We start from the raw sequence: 15175 nt of genomic DNA on the forward strand, positions 1-15175 counted from the left end.
CGGCCTCCGGTCCTGCGTCGGCCTCCGGTCCTGCGTCGGCCTCCGGTCCTGCGTCGGCCTCCGGTCCTGCGTCGGCCTCCGGTCCTGCGTCGGCCTCCGGTCCTGCGTCGGCCTCCGGTCCTGCGTCGGCCTCCGGTCCTGCGTCGACCCCCGGCCCTGCGTCGACCCCCGGCCCTGCGTCGACCCCCGGCCCTGCGTCGGCCTCCGGTCCTGCTCCCGGGCCGTGGGAGGACGTCTACGGTTACCGCCGGGTGATCCGCGCCGGCGACCGCATCATCACCGCGGGCTGCACGTCGACGGTCGACGGCGTGGTCACCGGCGCCAGCGCGGCCGAGCAGGCCCGGCTCGCCTTCGGAATCGCCGTCGACGCGGTCCGGTCGGCAGGCGGTTCCCCGGCCGACGTGGTGCGGACGCGGATGTACATCGTCGATCGGGACGACGCGGACGAGGTCGGACGGGTGCACGGCGAGCTGTTCGCCGAGGTCCGGCCGGTCGCCACGATGGTCATTGTCGTCGGGCTCCTCGACCCGGCGATGCGTGTCGAGGTGGAGGTCGAAGCGGTGGTCACCCCATGACGGTCGCGGTGCGGGTCATTCCCTGCCTGGACGTGGACGCCGGCCGGGTGGTCAAGGGCGTCAACTTCGTCGACCTGCGAGACGCGGGCGATCCGGTCGAGCTTGCCTATGCGTACGACGCCGCGGGCGCCGACGAGCTCACGTTCCTGGATGTGACCGCCTCGTCGGACGACCGCGGCACCATGCTGGACGTGGTGCGCCGCACGGCCGAGTCGGTGTTCATCCCGCTCACGGTCGGCGGGGGAGTCCGCACGGTCCGGGACGTCGACGTGCTGCTGCGGGCGGGCGCGGACAAGGTGGGCGTGAACACCGCGGCCATCCACCGGCCCGAACTGATCAGCGAGATCGCGTCCCGCTTCGGCAACCAGGTGCTGGTCCTCTCGCTCGACGTCCGCCGCACCCCCGGCGGGACGTGGGAGGTCACCACGCACGGCGGCCGGAAGAGCGCCGGCCTCGACGCCATCGAGTGGGCCCGCCGGGTCGCCGACCTGGGCGCCGGCGAGATCCTGCTCAACTCGATGGACGCGGACGGCACCAAGGCCGGCTTCGACCTGCCCCTGATCCGGGCGGTGCGCGAGGTGGTCGACATCCCGGTGATCGCCAGCGGCGGCGCCGGCGAGGTCGCCCATTTCCCGCCGGCCGTGGAGGCCGGGGCGGACGCGGTGCTGGCGGCCAGCGTCTTCCACTTCGGAGACCTGTCGATCGGCGAGGTCAAGGACGCGCTGCGGGAGGCGGGGAGCCCGGTCCGCTGAGGCTCCGGCTGTTCTCGCAACTGTCGTTTTGATCCCGCAGACCCGGTTCCGTCAGCACCGCCCGCGACCGCACCCCGTCCCCGCTCCGCCGCAGCCAGCAGCGCGTCCACCTATCCGGCGACCAACCCACCGTCTTTCTCGGCCTGCTCTGCCTTCTCGGCCTGCTCCGGCTTCTCGGCTCTGTTGGTGCCCTGTCGGCCGGGGTCAGTCGCGGCTTACCGTGATCGCCGGGCCGGACGGGTGGTTCACGACGCGGGTGTTGCCGGCCTGGTCGGTGAGGGTCAGCCGGACGGGTTCCCAGGTGCCCGTCGGGGTACCGGCCGGAATGTCGACCTGGGCGGCGCACTCGACCCGGTCGTAGATGTTGTTGGCCAGACTCCCGAAGCCGCAGGTCAGATGACGACCGTCGGAGGCCATCGCGAAGTCCGCACCGATCCGCTGCCCGTCCGGCCCGGCCAGGGTCAGACGCCCCTTCCACAGTCCCGCCTGCAGATCGGTCGCCGTGACCCGGTAGCCGAGCGTCACCCCGCCGCCGGCGTCCACGACGTGCGCGTCCTGCCCCGGGGCCAGCGCGATCCGATCGAGGACCGGCCCGTCCGCCTCGACCAGCTGCGTCACCCCGAACTCGGCGACCCCCGCGCCCCGGAGCGCCCGGAAGTTCCCGTTCCCGTCATGCGCGGTGAGTTTCGTGACCCGCCAGACTGCTTCCGGAACGGCGCCGTACCGAGGCACCGGAAGGAGCACCCGGGACGTGGCCCGCGGCGTCTCACCCGGCGCCGTCCCCAGCAGCACCGCGTCATAGGGGATGAAGGTGGTCGCCCCCACCGCCGTTGCCCCCGCGAACTGCCGAAGCTCAACGGACCCGCTGACCTCGAGAGCCGCCGGATCAACATCGGTGACAGTCCAGGTCAGCACCACATCGGCGTCCCCTTGAGTGACGTCGACGTGCACGACGCTGAACCCCACCGCAGTGATCTCGATGGCCCGACTGTCAGCCCCAGCCGCCGGCGTCCCCACCAGCACAGCCGCAGCCGCGGCGGTCAGAGCAGCAGGCACCCGCGAACGCAACGACATCCGTTTCCTCCCCTGGCGCATACGCGTCCACAAGAGAGCCTAGAAGCGTCCGCCCACCCATAGCGTCGCCGATCCGACAGAGCCGACGATTTCCTCCCGAGGCGGCACCGCCCCACGACAATCCGACACAGCGACGCCGCCCTCCGTCCGCCGCCTGCTGCCTGCCGCCCTCCGCCTGCCGCCCTCCGCCTGACGCCCGCCGCTCGCTGCTCGCCGCCTGACACCTGACGCCTGCTGCTCGCCGCCTGACACCTGACGCCTGCTGCTCGCCGCCTGCCGCCCGCCGCTCGCTGCTCGCCGCCTGACGCCTGCTGCTCGCTGCCTGCTGCTCGCCGCTCGATGCCCGCTGGCCCCGGCGCCCGATGCTCGCGGCTGGGCTGTGGTCATGTCGCGGATCACGGTGAAGGCGGCCTTGCGATCCTGGCCCGAAACTCGAGCCGACCGGCGCGGGGGTGGGTGGTCGGGCTAGCGGCCGTCTGCGAGGCGGAGCGAATACTCCCGGACGGCTGCCGCGTAGGTCGACTCATCGAGCGACCAGTCGTGCTCGCCGGGCGTGCTGGATCGATTCAGCTGGGCTTGAAGAGTCAGCACCGCCGATGACAGGCCACTGAACGGCCGGGTCCGCCACAGCTGCTCGCCGGCGGGCGCGACCTCGACCAGATCATCGTCAATCTTGATGAGGCCCGCACCGGCCAGACGGCGGACCGCGTCCTGTAACTCGGCGCGGCTCGGGACGCTGTGGTGCAGGAAGTCAGCCGCGGCGAGCAGATCGGCGAGCGTGGCCCCCACCACCGGCAGGGCGGCGTGCATAGCCCGGTCGCGTTCCAGCCGCTCGGCGATCACCGCGGACACGAAGATCCACGCGTCGTTCCAATGCCAGCCCGCTGCCCCTGCCCCCATGTCGCCATGATGCCGTGCGTCCGCCTCGCCCGGAAGCGAATGTGTCTGGATGATCACCAACCTGTGTCCCGGGTCTCGTACCGCTCCGGACATTTCACCCGGTCTATTGAGGACTCGCGCCAACCTGCTCGCCGGCCGCCGCCCGCACCGTCAGCCGCGGGATGAAGAACTGCGCCAGCGGCCCGATGGCCAGCGCGTACACCACCGTGCCGACGCCGACCGTGCCGCCGAGCAGGAAGCCCGTCCCCAGCACCAGCAACTCGATCGAGGTGCGGATCACTCGAAGCGAGATCCGCGGGAGGCGATCGTGCAGCCCGGTCATCAGCCCGTCCCGTGGCCCCGGCCCGAGCCGGCTGCCGATGTACATCCCGGTCGCCACGCCATTGAGAAGCACCCCGGCCGCGAGGAACGCGATGCGTAGTGGCAGCCCGGTCGCGGCCGGAAGCACGTACAGAGCGGCGTCGATGGCGAACCCGATGACGAAGATGTTGGCGATCGTTCCGAAGCCTGGCCTCTGCCGGAGCGGGATCCACAGCAGCAGCACCACCGCGCCGATGATGATCACCACCGTGCCGATGCTCAATCCGAAGGTCCGCGACAGGCCCTGATGCAGGACGTCCCAGGGATTCAGCCCGAGCCCCGACTCCACCATCAGCGCCATGCTGGCGCCGTAGAGGATCAGACCCACGAGGAGCTGCACGGTCCGCCGGGTCATTCGTCGGTTGCTCAGGACGCTCATGAGTGCAACTCTGGATGCCAATTGGCTCGCTCCCAAGTGCCAATTTCTCGGAGGTGGCTGTGACCAGCGTGGTACGGGGTGGCCAATTGGCACGTCTGCTCGGGCAATGGCACTCATTGCCGGGCCGCCACCGGAGCCCCGACTACTCCGCCCTCGCCGGCGCCGTCCGAGGGTTGCTCTCCGACGGCCGGCTGGCGCTGGGCGTCCGGCTCCCCGCCGAGCGCGAACTGGCCGAGGCACTCGCCATCAGCCGCACCACGGTCACCGCCGCGTACCGGATGCTCCGCGAGACCGGCCACCTGACCAGCCGTCGCGGCGCGGGCAGTTGGACCACCCTTCCCACCGGTCACCGCATCGCCACCTCCGGCCTGTGGACCGCCACCGACGACCCGGACATGATCGACCTCGGCGTGGCCGCCTGTGCCGCCCCGGTCGAACTGATCACCGCGGCGCGCGCCGCCGCCGACGACCTGCCCCGATATCTCGGCAGCGCCGGTTACCGCCCCACCGGGCTGCTGGACCTGCGGGATGTCGTCGCGGCCGGTTACACCCGGCGAGGGGTGCCCACCACGGCCGAACAGATCCTGATCACCAGCGGCACCCAGCAAGCCCTCGACCTGGTGCTGCGGCTCTCGCTGCCGGTCGGCGCAAATGTGCTGGTCGAGTCGCCCACCTACCCCAACGCGCTCGCCGCACTCGCGGCTCGCCGAGCCCGGGTCAGCACGCACGGGCTCGACGCCGGCACCGGGTGGGACGGAGAACTGCTGCTGGAGGCGATGCGGCAGACGCGCCCCCGCCTGGCCTATGTGATCCCGGAGTTCCAGAACCCGACCGGTCACCTGATGCCCGCCGAGCTGCGCGAACGCCTCGTCGCCGCGGCGCACTCGGGCGGCGTCGAGCTGGTCGCGGACGAGTCCTTCGTGGACCTTGCGCTGGACGGTGATGAGATGCCACCGCCGGTGGCGGTGTTCGACCGGCACTCGCGGGTGGTGTCGATCGGCGGGATGAGCAAGGCGTACTGGGGTGGCCTGCGGATCGGCTGGGTGCGCGCCGCCGCGCCGATGGTGCAGCGGCTGGCCGCGCTCCGAGTCGGCGTGGACATGGGCAGCCCCGTACTGGAACAGCTGGTGGCGGTGCGTCTGCTGGCCGACGCCGAGACGATCGTGGCGGACCGCCGGCGGCAGGTCGTCGAGCGCCGCGACGCCCTGGTCGCCGCGCTCCGCGAGCAGTTGCCGGAGTGGCGTTTCACAGTGCCACGCGGAGGCATGAGCCTGTGGGCGGAGCTGGACGGCCCGATCTCCAGCGCCCTGGCCCGCGCGGCCGAGGACGTCGGCGTCCGGCTGGCGCCCGGACCGCGTTTCGGCATGGACGGCACCCTGGAGCGATTCCTGCGCCTGCCCTACGCCCTCCCGGCCGACGACCTGGTCGAGGCCGTCCGCCGCATCGCCGCCGTCCGCCACGACCTGGACCAGGTCACCGGCCCGACGTGGCGCACGCCGGCGGTCATCGCCTGACACCCTGACCCGTTCCCGCATCCCCGTGACCATCCGGCCTCCCTTCCGAGGCCGCCCATGGTGCCGCGTTCGCGGTGCCGGCCGGTAGTGACAAATGTCAGCGATCTCGATGACTTCCTGTCACTACCGGCGCGGGTGCCGCAGCTCCTAGGTTTCGGACTCGACGAAGTTCGGCGACCCGGGAGGTTCCTTCGCATGTGTCACTCGATGAGCTCCAGGTCGAGAGCGGCGTCGTGGACCACCGCGGCAACGTCATCGGCCTGCTCCAGCCGGGTTCCAGCGGCTGGTGACACTGCGGCGGCGGGCACCGCAGCGGTGATACCGCCGTCGCGCTGGCGCATGACACAGCGGGTCGTGACGTCGCGGGTTGTGACGTCGCGGGTTGTGACGTCGCGGCCGGTGACACAGCGCGGCGCCCGCCTTGGGCAGGGCGGGCGCCGCGAGGACCGGTCAGATCTGGGCGAGCGAACCGGCGTACATCTTGTCGATCTGCTCGGCGAAGTTGGCCTCGACGCCGCGGCGCTTGATCTTCATGGACGGGGTGATCTCGCCGTCCTCGATGGTCAGGTCGCGGGGGAGGATGGCGAACTTCTTGATCGTCTCCCAGCGGTTGAGCTTGCCGTTGAGCTCCTCGATGTAGCCGGCGACCATCTTCTCGGCCTCGGCCGACGCGACGATCTCGGCGTACGGCTTACCCTCCAGCGGACCGCCCGCCGTCCAGCCCTGGAGCGCGTCCTCGTCCAGGCTGATCAGCATGGTCACGAAGTTGCGGGCCTGGCCCACCACCACGGCCTGCGAGGTGTACGGGCAGACCGCCTTGAACATGCCCTCGATGTGGCTGGGGGCGATGTACTTGCCGCCGGAGGTCTTGACCAGGTCCTTCTTGCGGTCGGTGATGGTCAGGAACCCGTCGGCGTCGAGCTCGCCGATGTCACCGGTACGGAAGAAGCCGTCCTCGGTGAACGCCTCGGCGGTCTCCGCGGGCAGGTTGTGATAGCCGCGCATCACCGGAGCGCCGCGCAGCAGCACCTCGCCGTCGGCGTCGATCTTGCACTCGAGGTCGCCGAGGGGCTGGCCGACCGTGCCGATCTTGAGCTTGTCCAGCCGGTTGACGAAGTTGGCCGCGCTGCTCTCGGTGAGGCCGTATCCCTCCATGATCGGCAGGTTGGCGGCGGCGAAGAACTCGGCGATGTCCCGGCTCAGCGGTGCGGAACCGGACACCAGCACCCGCAACCGGCCGCCCAGCCGCTCCTGGATCTTGGAGAAGACCAGTTTCTCGGCGATCGAGTACTTGGCCTTGAGGAAACCGGGCACCGGCTTGCCGGCCTGCTCCAGCGCCACCTTCTGCTTGCCGGTGGCCACCGCCCAGCCGAAGATCTTGGCCTTGGCGCCGCCGCCATCGAGCGCCGTGGTGACCGTGCGGTTGTACACCTTCTCGAAGATCCGCGGCGCCGCGCACATCAGCGTCGGGCGTACCACCGCGAGCATCTCGACGAGCTTGTCGACCCGGCCGTCCACGTAGGTCGGAACGCCCACGTGCACGATGCCGCAGAGCAGCGTCTTGCCGAACGAGTGGGACAGGGGGAGCCAGAGATACTGGAGATCGGTCGACTCGAACAGGCCCAGGTCCTGCTGCGCGACACCCTCCCAGGTCCAGCCGCCGTGCAGCAGCTCGACGCCCTTCGGCCGGCCGGTCGTGCCGGAGGTGTAGATGAGCGTGGCGACGTTGTCCGGGCCGATCGTGTCGCAGATGTCCTGGATCAGCGTCGGCTGCTGGGCCAGCGCGGCGTTGCCACGCTCCTCGAGCTCGGCCAGCGTGATCTGCGGCGGCTGAGCGCCGGCGTCCGCGAGACCGTCGATCAGCACGACGTGGGTGACCGACGTGTCGGCGCCGGAGATCTTCATCGCCTGCTGCGGGTTCTCCGCCACCAGGACCTTCGACCCCGAGTCGGACACGATGTACGACGCGTCCTCCGGCTCGGTGGTGGGGTAGACCGTGGTGGCGGCCGCACCGGCGCAGTTGATGCCGAAGTCGACCAGAACCCACTCCAGCCGGGTGCTGGACAGGATGGCCACCCGATCCTCCAGCCCGACCCCGAGCTCCCGCAGGCCGGCCGCGATCGCCTTGACCCGTGCTCCGATCTGGGCCCAGGTCAGCCAGTTCACCGCGCTGTCGTCGGCCGAGGGCGTGGCAAAAGCCTTCGCATTCGGTGTCGCACTGACCCGCTGCAGGAACATGTCGGAGATCGACCGGTAGGGGACTTCTATAGCCATCGGGGCTCCGCCTTCTGTTGCAGCGCAAACGTGAATTCGGTGTTTCCGAAGGGTACGGGCGGGGCGGTCCGAGAGCCAGAGAGCGACCGCACCCAACGTGACCTGCCTGACAATCCTATCCATAGCCAGAGGCGTCGGCCGAGAGCCGTCCGCCTAGACAGACGTGCCGGGAAGCGGGCGGTTCGCGAGGGCGATCCGGCGCTTAACCCGGCCTTAGCGATCACGCAGCGCGGCCATAGGGCCGTTCCGGCGACGGTGGTGCCATCAACAACGCATCGCACCGGAGGTACTGACATGAACAAGGTCCGTAAGGTCACCGCGATCGCGGCCGGCGCCATCGCTGCTCTGGCCGTGGGCGGTGCCGCCCTCGCCGCAGGCGCCGACGACCCGTCGCCGGAGGCCACCTCGGGGGAGGTGACGATGCTGCCGAACGGGGACGTCGTGGAGCCGTCGCCCACGGAGAGCGCGAGCGCCTCGGCGAGCCCGAGCCCGAGCGCGAGCACGAGTTCGAGCCCGGGCGCTAGCACGAGTTCGAGCCCGGGCGCGAGCGCGACGGTGGACGACTCGTCGAGCCGCAACGGCGGCGTGGACGACTCGGCGAGTCCGTCGTCCTCGGCTTCGCCGGGCGCGGGCCCCTCCCGGCGCGCGACGTCGGTCGTCGGCATCAGCGTCGACCGGGCCAAGGCGATCGCCCTCCGTGCGGCCGGTGGCGGCTGGGTGGAGAGCATCGAGCGGGAGACCGAGCACGGCAGGGCGGCCTGGGACGTCGACGTCATCGTCGGCGGGGTCGAGCACGACGTCGACGTGGACCAGGCTACCGGCGCGGTCATCCGGCACCGCGTGGACAAGAGCGAAGACAGCGGGCGCGGTCGTGGTTCGGACGACAGCGGCCGCCACGGCGGCGACGACAAGGGCGGCGACGACCACGGTGGCCGGCACGGTGGGCACGGCTCCGACGACTGACCCGGTGCCATTCCTTTCCGGCTCGGCCGGCTGCCTACGGCAGTCGGCCGGGCCGCCTTCGTGCGTGCCGAACCAGCCGGGCGCGCGGGCGGCGGAAGGCGCGGCGAGTCAGCGGAGGGCGGGGCCGCGGGGCGGTGCGGTGCGGTGGAGTGCCGGGCGGCGGAGCGCGGGGTGGCGGAGGGTGCAGGCGGGTGGGGGAGTGCCGGGCGGCGGAGCGCGGGGTGGCGGAGGGTGCAGGCGGGTGGGGGAGTGCCGGGCGGCGGAGCGCGGGGTGGCGGAGGGCGCAGGCGGATGGGGGAGTGCGGCGGATGCCCGGCCGGGGGGACCGGCCGGGCCGGAACGCGGCATCGGCCTGGACGGAACGCCTGGATCCGTGAGATGGCGGGACTGTGGTGTGCGCGTACTTCTAAAGGAGAGAAACCATGCAGAGAGCGTAAGCATCACGCAGCGTCAACCCGTCATACCAGAACAGCTATACCGCCAGTTCAAGGCGGACCACCGCTCCGCCGGAGGGGCCCGTGGAGAGGGACAGGGATCCGCCGCTCTCTTCGGCGGCGCGGCGGGCGATGTCCATGCCGAGGCCGGTCGAGCCGCCTCCCGACGAGCCGCGCCGCATCACCCCGGTGTGCGACGCGGGAAAGCCGGGGCCCTCGTCCGTGACCGTCAGGATCGCGCCTCCGTGGGGTCGGGGCCGCAGGGAGACCTCGAACGCCGTGCCGTCGGGGGTGTGCGCGAAGACGTTGCCCAGCAGCGCGTCGAGGGCCGCGGCCAGGTCGTCGGCGGGGACCGATACCAGGAGCGGGGTGGCGGGCAGGTCGCGGTGGACCTCGCGGTCGGTGTCCTCCGCGAGCACCGCCCAGAAGGCGACGCGCTCGGTGACCACCGTGGTCGCGTCGCAGCCCTCGCGCGGGCGTTCCGCTCCTCGGCGGCGGGCCTGCTGGATGACCGCCGTGACCGCCCGTTCGATGTCGTCGGCCGCGGTGGACAGGCGGGCCGACTCGTCGGGGTCGCGCAGGGCCTCGGCCTCCAGGCGCAGCGCGGTCAGGGGGGTGCGCAGGCGGTGTGAGAGGTCGGCGACCTGCTCGCGTTCCTCGCGAAGCAGGTCCTGGATGCGGCCGGCCAGGTGGTTGAGGGCGCCGGCCACCTCGCGGACCTCCGGTGGGCCGGCGGGGGCGGCGCGGGCCGTCAGTTCGGCGCGGGCCAGGCGGTGGGAGACCTCCGAGAGGTCCGAGATGGGGGCGACGAGGGTACGCGCGAGACGGTCCGCCACCAGCAGGCCGAGCAGGACCAGCGCCGCGCCCAGGGCGGCCAGCGCCAGCCAGGACCGGGTCACGCCGCGGGTCAGCTCGGCGCGGGGCACCACCGCGCGGACCACCGAGGTGCCTTCCGTGCCGAGGACCGGCACGACCACCTCGATGCCGGCGGCCGTGTCCACGGTCAGGGAACTGTTGGTGCGTTGCGCCAGCCGCACGGCTTGGCTCGGCCGGACCTGTTCGCCGATGGCCGGTGCGTTGCCGGGCGGGAAGACGCTCACCGGCAGGCCCTGGTTGTCGACCGCGTTGCGGATCTGGTTGGCGTCGCTGACGCCGATCAGCGGGACGATCGTCTGGATGATGTCGGTGGCCCGGTTCAGGGCGCGATCCTCGGCGACCTGCCTGACGAGAAGGGCCGCGGGTACGAGGAACGCGATCAGCACGATGACTGTGGTCGCGGCGACCAACAGGGTCAGCCGCCACCTCACGACGGCTCGCTCAGCCGGATCCCGACGCCGCGCACCGTGTGCAGGTAACGCTGCTCCTGCGCGGTTTCGCCGAGCTTGCGGCGCAACCAGGACAGGTGCACGTCGACCGTTTTGTCCGCGCCGCCGTAGGGCACCTGCCACACCTCGCTGAGCAGTTCCCGCTTCGTGACCACCTGACCCGCGCGTGCCGCCAGGTGGTGCAGCAGGTCGAACTCTCGTGGCGTCAGATCGAGGTCCGTGCCGTCCAGGTTCGCGGTGCGGGCGCCGGGGTCGATGCGCAGGCCGCCGACCGTGATCACGGCCGGTTCCGTGCGCTCGCCGGCCGGGCCGCGCCGCAGCACCGCGCGGACCCGGGCGTCCAGTTGCGCCGCCGTGAACGGTTTCACCACGTAGTCGTCGGCGCCCGCGTCGAGCACCTTCACGATCTCCGCCTCGTCGTCGCGGGCCGTCGCCACGATCACCGGGACGGTGCTGACCGCGCGGAGCATGCGCAGCAGTTCCTTGCCGTCCAGGTCGGGCAGGCCCAGGTCGAGGACCACCAGGTCGGGGCGTTCCGCCAGGGCGGCCTGCAGACCGTCCATCGCGGTGCTCGAGGAGGCGACGGCATGGCCTCGGTCGCGCAGGGAGCGGAGCAGATTGGTACGGATGGCAGCGTCGTCCTCGATGAGCAGCAGGTGGGCCACGGCTGCACGCTATCGGCTGCCGCCTCGGCCGACGCGCTTCTTTACCTTGTCTTAGGGCGGGCGGGGCACAGTCTTATCGTCCGGCCGGGCATAGTCGGTTCCATGACGACACAGCGACTGATCATCGCCGCGGGCTGGCTGGCCGCGGCCGTGCTGGCCGTGCTGGTGGGTGTCATCGCGGTCAGTGTCATCGGGGACGGGCTGACCGGGTCGGCGGGTCGGCCGCTCGCCGAGTCGGAGGTGGCCCGCAGGCTCGCCGCCGCCCCGGAGGAGTCGACGACGCCGGCGCCCCCCGAGCCGTCGCCTAGGTCACAGCGGGACACCGAGACGAAGAGGACTCCCGGCGGGACCGTCGTGGCCGATTGTGTCGACGGGGCGCCCGAGATCGTGTCGATGTCGCCGGCGCAGGGCTTCAACGTGCACGAGTGGGACCGCGGGCCGCAGCGGGGCGACAGCGCGGAGGGCGAGTTCCGCGGCCAGAGCAACAACCACGACCGGGTCAAGGTGCACGTCCGCTGCGGCGGCGACACACCGGACGTCGAGGTCGAGCACGAGAACCGCGACGACTGAACAATGGCCGGGTGGATCTGGTCATCAGCTTGGACGGCGCGGAGAAGTCCGTCGCGGTGTACCGGGCGTTGCGGGCGGCGATCGAGGACGGGCGGCTGCCCGCGGGGCATCGGCTGCCGGCCAGCCGGGTGTACGCCGCCGAGCTGGGTGTGGCGCGGGGGAGTGTGGCGGCGGCGTACGAGCGGCTGGTCGCCGAGGGCTATCTGACCGCCCGGGTGGGCCGGGGCACGTTCGTGGCGCCGGTGCGCACCGGGTCGAAACCCCGCCGGGTGGTCGACGACCCGTTGCGCCCGCGGGCCGGCTGGGATCTGCGGCCGCTGCCGGTGAGCTCGTCCGACTCCAAACCCCGCTACGACTTCCGTACCGGCATCCCGGACGCCGAGCTGTTCCCGTTCGACACGTGGCGGCGGTTGGTCGCTGCGGAGGTGCGGCTGCGGGCCAACAGCCCCGGCACGTACGCGGACCCGGCCGGCCATCCCGCCCTGCGCGCCGCGATCGCCCGCTATCTGGGTGTGGCCCGGTCGATCCGGGTGACGCCGGACGACGTGCTGGTCACCAACGGCACCCAGCAGGCGCTCGACCTGATCGCCCGGGTGCTGCTCCGGCCCGGTGATGTGGTGGCCGTGGAGGAGCCGGGCTATCCGCCGGCGCGGCGGCTGTTCGGCTCGCTGGGCGCGCGGGTCTGCGGGGTGCCGGTGGACGCCGAGGGCCTGGTGGTGGACGAGTTGCCGGGCAACGCGCGCCTGGTCTACGCCACGCCGTCGCACCAGTTCCCGCTGGGCCGGCCGATGAGCCTGGCCCGCCGGCACGCGTTGCTCGACTGGGCACGGCGGCGGCCGGCGGCGATCGTGGAGGACGACTACGACTCCGAGTTCCGTTTCAGTTCAAGACCTTTGGAGCCGCTGTACGGGCTGGGCCCGGGCCGCGTCCTCTACGCCGGCACCTTCTCCAAGTCGATGCTGCCGACCGTGCGGACCGGGTTCGTGCTGATGCCGCCGTCGTTGCGCGAGGCGCTCGTGGCGGCCCGCCAGGTGACCGACGGTTTCGGGCAGGCCGCGGTCCAGGCGGCGCTGGCCCGGTTCATCGACGACGGCGAGCTCGCCAAGCACGTGCGGCGGGCGACCCGGGCGTACGCGGCACGGCACGCGGCGATCGTCGCGCGGCTGTCCGGGATCCCGGCCCTGGACGTGGTGCCGTCCGCCGCCGGCCTGCACGTCACCGCCCTGCTGCGGGAGGGCGACTCGGCCGGCGTGGTCGCGGCGGCGGCCCGGGCCGGGGTGGCCCTGGACGATCTGGGCGGCTACTCGGCGACCCCGATGGCCGGTTTCGTGTTCGGGTTCGGCGCGATGGATCCGGCGCTGATCGACGAGGGGCTGGAGGTCTTCGCGGCGACGCTGCGGGACCGGATCCGCTGAGACGCGACGCTGCGGGACCGGATCCGCTGAGACGCGACGCTGCGGGACCGCATCCCCTGGTAGAGGATCGCGGCCGCGGCGATGACCAGGCTCAGCAGGGCGGGCAGGCCGTTCAGCCAGAGCAGCCCGAGCACCGCGACGAACGCGAACCCGGCCACCACCCGCGACCACCCGCGCGGCAGGAGCTTGACCGCGGCGGCCGTGCCCAGCACGTACACCAGGGTGAAGCATCCGGTGACCAGCAACATCATCGTGTGCAGGGGGAACGGCAGGAACACCGACACACAGCCGCCGAGCATCACCACGGCCAGTGACCGCCGGACCGTGCCCGTCAGGGGAGCGGGCAGGGCGCGGTCGCGGGCCAGCGCCACCCCGAGCCGCGACGCGCCGGCCATGTACGCGTTGATCGCACCGATCGTGAGCAGCACCGCCACCACCGCGGTCAGCGCCCGCACCGGCCCGCCGACCCCGATCGCCAGCAGGTCGGCCAGCGGCGCCGAGCTCGAGCCGAGCGCCGGTCCGAGCACCAGCACGCTGGTCACCGCGATCGCCAGGTAGAGCAGCCCCACCACGGCCACCGCGATCATCGTGGCCCGGGGCACGTCCCGCCGCGGGTTCCGGTAGTCGGCGGACAGCGACGACACCGCCTCCCACCCGGCGAAGCCCCAGATCAGCACGGCCGCCGCCGCGCCCACCCCGGCCCAGCCGTGCGGGGCGAACGGACGCAGGTTCGCCAGCGTGGCGTGCGGCAGCGCGGTGGCCACCGTGATCACCAGCAGGATGGCCAGCACGCCGGCGAGGATCAGCTGGGCTCGCCCGGAGACCCGCAGGCCGAACCAGTTCATCACGAACACCACGGCCATCATCAGGAAGAACGTGCCGAGGACGGTTGTCCGGCCGCCGCCGATGACGTCCGCGACGTACCCACCGGCGAACGCCGCCGCGGCCGGGGCGCCCAGCGGAACCGCGAAGTAGAAGATCCACCCGACCGCGGCCGAGGCGCGCGGGCCGAAGGCCAGCCGGACGTACGTGGAGACCCCGCCGCCGTCCGGGTGCCGCGCGCCCAGCGCGGCGAACGTCCAGGCCAGCGGCGCGGACAGCAGGATCAGCGCGACCCAGGCGAGCAGCGAGGCCGGTCCGGCGACGTCGGCGGCGAGCGCGGGCATCGAGATGACGCCGGTGCCGAGGACGGCGCCGGCCGACAGCGCGGTGCCCTGCGGGACGGTCAGTTTGCTCATGGATCGACCCTAGGAGCGAATTGGCTTCATGATCGGGCCAATCAAGCCCGATCTCGTTGGGCCAATGTCAGATGCCGGAGGACGCCGTCCGCAGCCTCGCCTCGATCTCGGGCGCCGCCTCGATCTCGACCCGGGTGGCCCGCTGGCGGCCGGAGAAGAACAGCACGAATTCTCCCGGTTCGGCGGTCAGCGTGGCCTGTGCCGGCCCGTCGCCGCCGAGGGCCGCCTCGCCCAGGCCGGGCGCCCGCAGCACCACCGGGATCTTCAGCTTGCGCAGGGTCATCCGGGCGCCGAACTTGGCCAGCCGCCACAGCGCCGTCCGCTCGCCCTCGTCGAGGTCGCGCGGCTCCCAGGTCTCGCCGCCCCGGCGGACGTCCTCGAGGTGGATGAAGAACTCGCCGTGGTTGGCCAACTCGTTCACCAGCCGGTTGCTGACCGGGCTCCACCACGGCGGGCGGCGCACCTCGGCGACCACCTTGTCGTACGACTCGGCCGCCTTCTGCTTGCGCACGTGTTCGCCGTGCCCGGCCAGCGGCGCCACGATCAGGCCCAGGCTCGCGTCCGGACGGCGGTCGCGGACGACCAGGTGAGCGGCGAGATCACGAGTTGACCAGCCGGTGCAGAGCGTGGGCGCGTCCGGCCCGGTCTCCAGCAGCAGGTCGGCCAGGCGGGCGCGCTCGAGGCGGGCGTATGCGGTCACCCCGTGATCGTATGGCCACTCATTGACGAGTGTGTCG

14 protein-coding genes are annotated in these 15175 nt (G+C 72.1%); 6 read left to right on the forward strand and 8 right to left on the reverse strand.

From position 1 onward, the window contains the following. Nucleotides 1-251: 251 nt before the first annotated feature. Both QSK31_RS03745 and hisF read left to right on the forward strand, forming a co-directional pair. Nucleotides 252-575, forward strand: a complete 324-nt coding sequence (locus tag QSK31_RS03745) for a Rid family hydrolase (RefSeq protein WP_285680912.1) — start codon at nucleotides 252-254, stop codon at nucleotides 573-575. Further along, complete coding sequence (hisF, locus tag QSK31_RS03750) at nucleotides 572-1327, forward strand: imidazole glycerol phosphate synthase subunit HisF (RefSeq protein WP_285680914.1); 756 nt, start codon at nucleotides 572-574, stop codon at nucleotides 1325-1327. Before QSK31_RS03745 ends, hisF begins: the two co-directional genes overlap by 4 nt. Before the next feature lie 204 nt (nucleotides 1328-1531). Here the strand turns inward: hisF and QSK31_RS03755 are convergent, their stop codons facing one another. The 3 genes from QSK31_RS03755 to yczE form a co-directional block, all read right to left on the reverse strand. Next, nucleotides 1532-2401 carry a hypothetical protein gene (locus QSK31_RS03755; RefSeq protein ID WP_285680916.1) on the reverse strand — a complete coding sequence of 290 codons (870 nt, stop codon included), beginning with the start codon at nucleotides 2399-2401 and terminating at the stop codon, nucleotides 1532-1534. Between the two features lie 465 nt (nucleotides 2402-2866). Next, nucleotides 2867-3301 carry a hypothetical protein gene (locus QSK31_RS03760; protein ID WP_285680917.1) on the reverse strand — a complete coding sequence of 145 codons (435 nt, stop codon included), beginning with the start codon at nucleotides 3299-3301 and terminating at the stop codon, nucleotides 2867-2869. Nucleotides 3302-3404: 103 nt separating this feature from the next. Next, on the reverse strand, nucleotides 3405-4040 hold the full coding sequence (yczE, locus tag QSK31_RS03765) for a membrane protein YczE (protein ID WP_285680918.1): 636 nt from the start codon (nucleotides 4038-4040) through the stop codon (nucleotides 3405-3407). Nucleotides 4041-4099: 59 nt separating this feature from the next. On the opposite strand from yczE, the gene yczR reads away from it, so the two are divergent. Then, nucleotides 4100-5554 carry a MocR-like transcription factor YczR gene (yczR, locus tag QSK31_RS03770; RefSeq protein WP_285680920.1) on the forward strand — a complete coding sequence of 485 codons (1455 nt, stop codon included), beginning with the start codon at nucleotides 4100-4102 and terminating at the stop codon, nucleotides 5552-5554. 450 nt (nucleotides 5555-6004) lie between these two features. Here yczR and QSK31_RS03775 read toward each other — a convergent pair whose 3' ends face one another. Then, nucleotides 6005-7828, reverse strand: coding sequence for an AMP-dependent synthetase/ligase (locus tag QSK31_RS03775; RefSeq protein WP_285680922.1), 1824 nt, complete (start codon nucleotides 7826-7828; stop codon nucleotides 6005-6007). Between the two features lie 294 nt (nucleotides 7829-8122). On the opposite strand from QSK31_RS03775, the gene QSK31_RS03780 reads away from it, so the two are divergent. Next, entirely contained in the window at nucleotides 8123-8791 is a 669-nt protein-coding gene (locus tag QSK31_RS03780) for a PepSY domain-containing protein (protein WP_285680924.1), read from the forward strand. A gap of 472 nt (nucleotides 8792-9263) precedes the next feature. Here the strand turns inward: QSK31_RS03780 and QSK31_RS03785 are convergent, their stop codons facing one another. Together QSK31_RS03785 and QSK31_RS03790 are read right to left on the reverse strand one after the other, a co-directional pair. Next, on the reverse strand, nucleotides 9264-10532 hold the full coding sequence (locus QSK31_RS03785) for a sensor histidine kinase (protein WP_285680926.1): 1269 nt from the start codon (nucleotides 10530-10532) through the stop codon (nucleotides 9264-9266). Then, the gene (locus QSK31_RS03790; protein WP_285680927.1) at nucleotides 10529-11215 is read right to left on the reverse strand and encodes a response regulator transcription factor; all 687 of its coding nucleotides are present in this window, start codon (nucleotides 11213-11215) and stop codon (nucleotides 10529-10531) included. The genes QSK31_RS03785 and QSK31_RS03790 overlap by 4 nt, the downstream gene beginning before the upstream one ends. Nucleotides 11216-11317: 102 nt before the next feature. On the opposite strand from QSK31_RS03790, the gene QSK31_RS03795 reads away from it, so the two are divergent. Beyond that, the gene (locus tag QSK31_RS03795; RefSeq protein ID WP_285680929.1) at nucleotides 11318-11785 is read left to right on the forward strand and encodes a hypothetical protein; all 468 of its coding nucleotides are present in this window, start codon (nucleotides 11318-11320) and stop codon (nucleotides 11783-11785) included. 11 nt (nucleotides 11786-11796) lie between these two features. After that, complete coding sequence (pdxR, locus tag QSK31_RS03800; RefSeq protein ID WP_285680930.1) at nucleotides 11797-13200, forward strand: MocR-like pyridoxine biosynthesis transcription factor PdxR; 1404 nt, start codon at nucleotides 11797-11799, stop codon at nucleotides 13198-13200. Here pdxR and QSK31_RS03805 read toward each other — a convergent pair. Together QSK31_RS03805 and QSK31_RS03810 are read right to left on the reverse strand one after the other, a co-directional pair. Next, complete coding sequence (locus tag QSK31_RS03805; RefSeq protein WP_285680931.1) at nucleotides 13086-14438, reverse strand: APC family permease; 1353 nt, start codon at nucleotides 14436-14438, stop codon at nucleotides 13086-13088. The genes pdxR and QSK31_RS03805 overlap by 115 nt on opposite strands. Before the next feature lie 67 nt (nucleotides 14439-14505). Next, nucleotides 14506-15138, reverse strand: a complete 633-nt coding sequence (locus QSK31_RS03810; RefSeq protein ID WP_285680933.1) for a TIGR03085 family metal-binding protein — start codon at nucleotides 15136-15138, stop codon at nucleotides 14506-14508. Between the last annotated feature and the right edge of the window lie 37 nt (nucleotides 15139-15175).

It is taken from the genome of Actinoplanes sp. NBRC 103695, assembly GCF_030269485.1.
Lineage (GTDB): Bacteria > Actinomycetota > Actinomycetes > Mycobacteriales > Micromonosporaceae > Actinoplanes.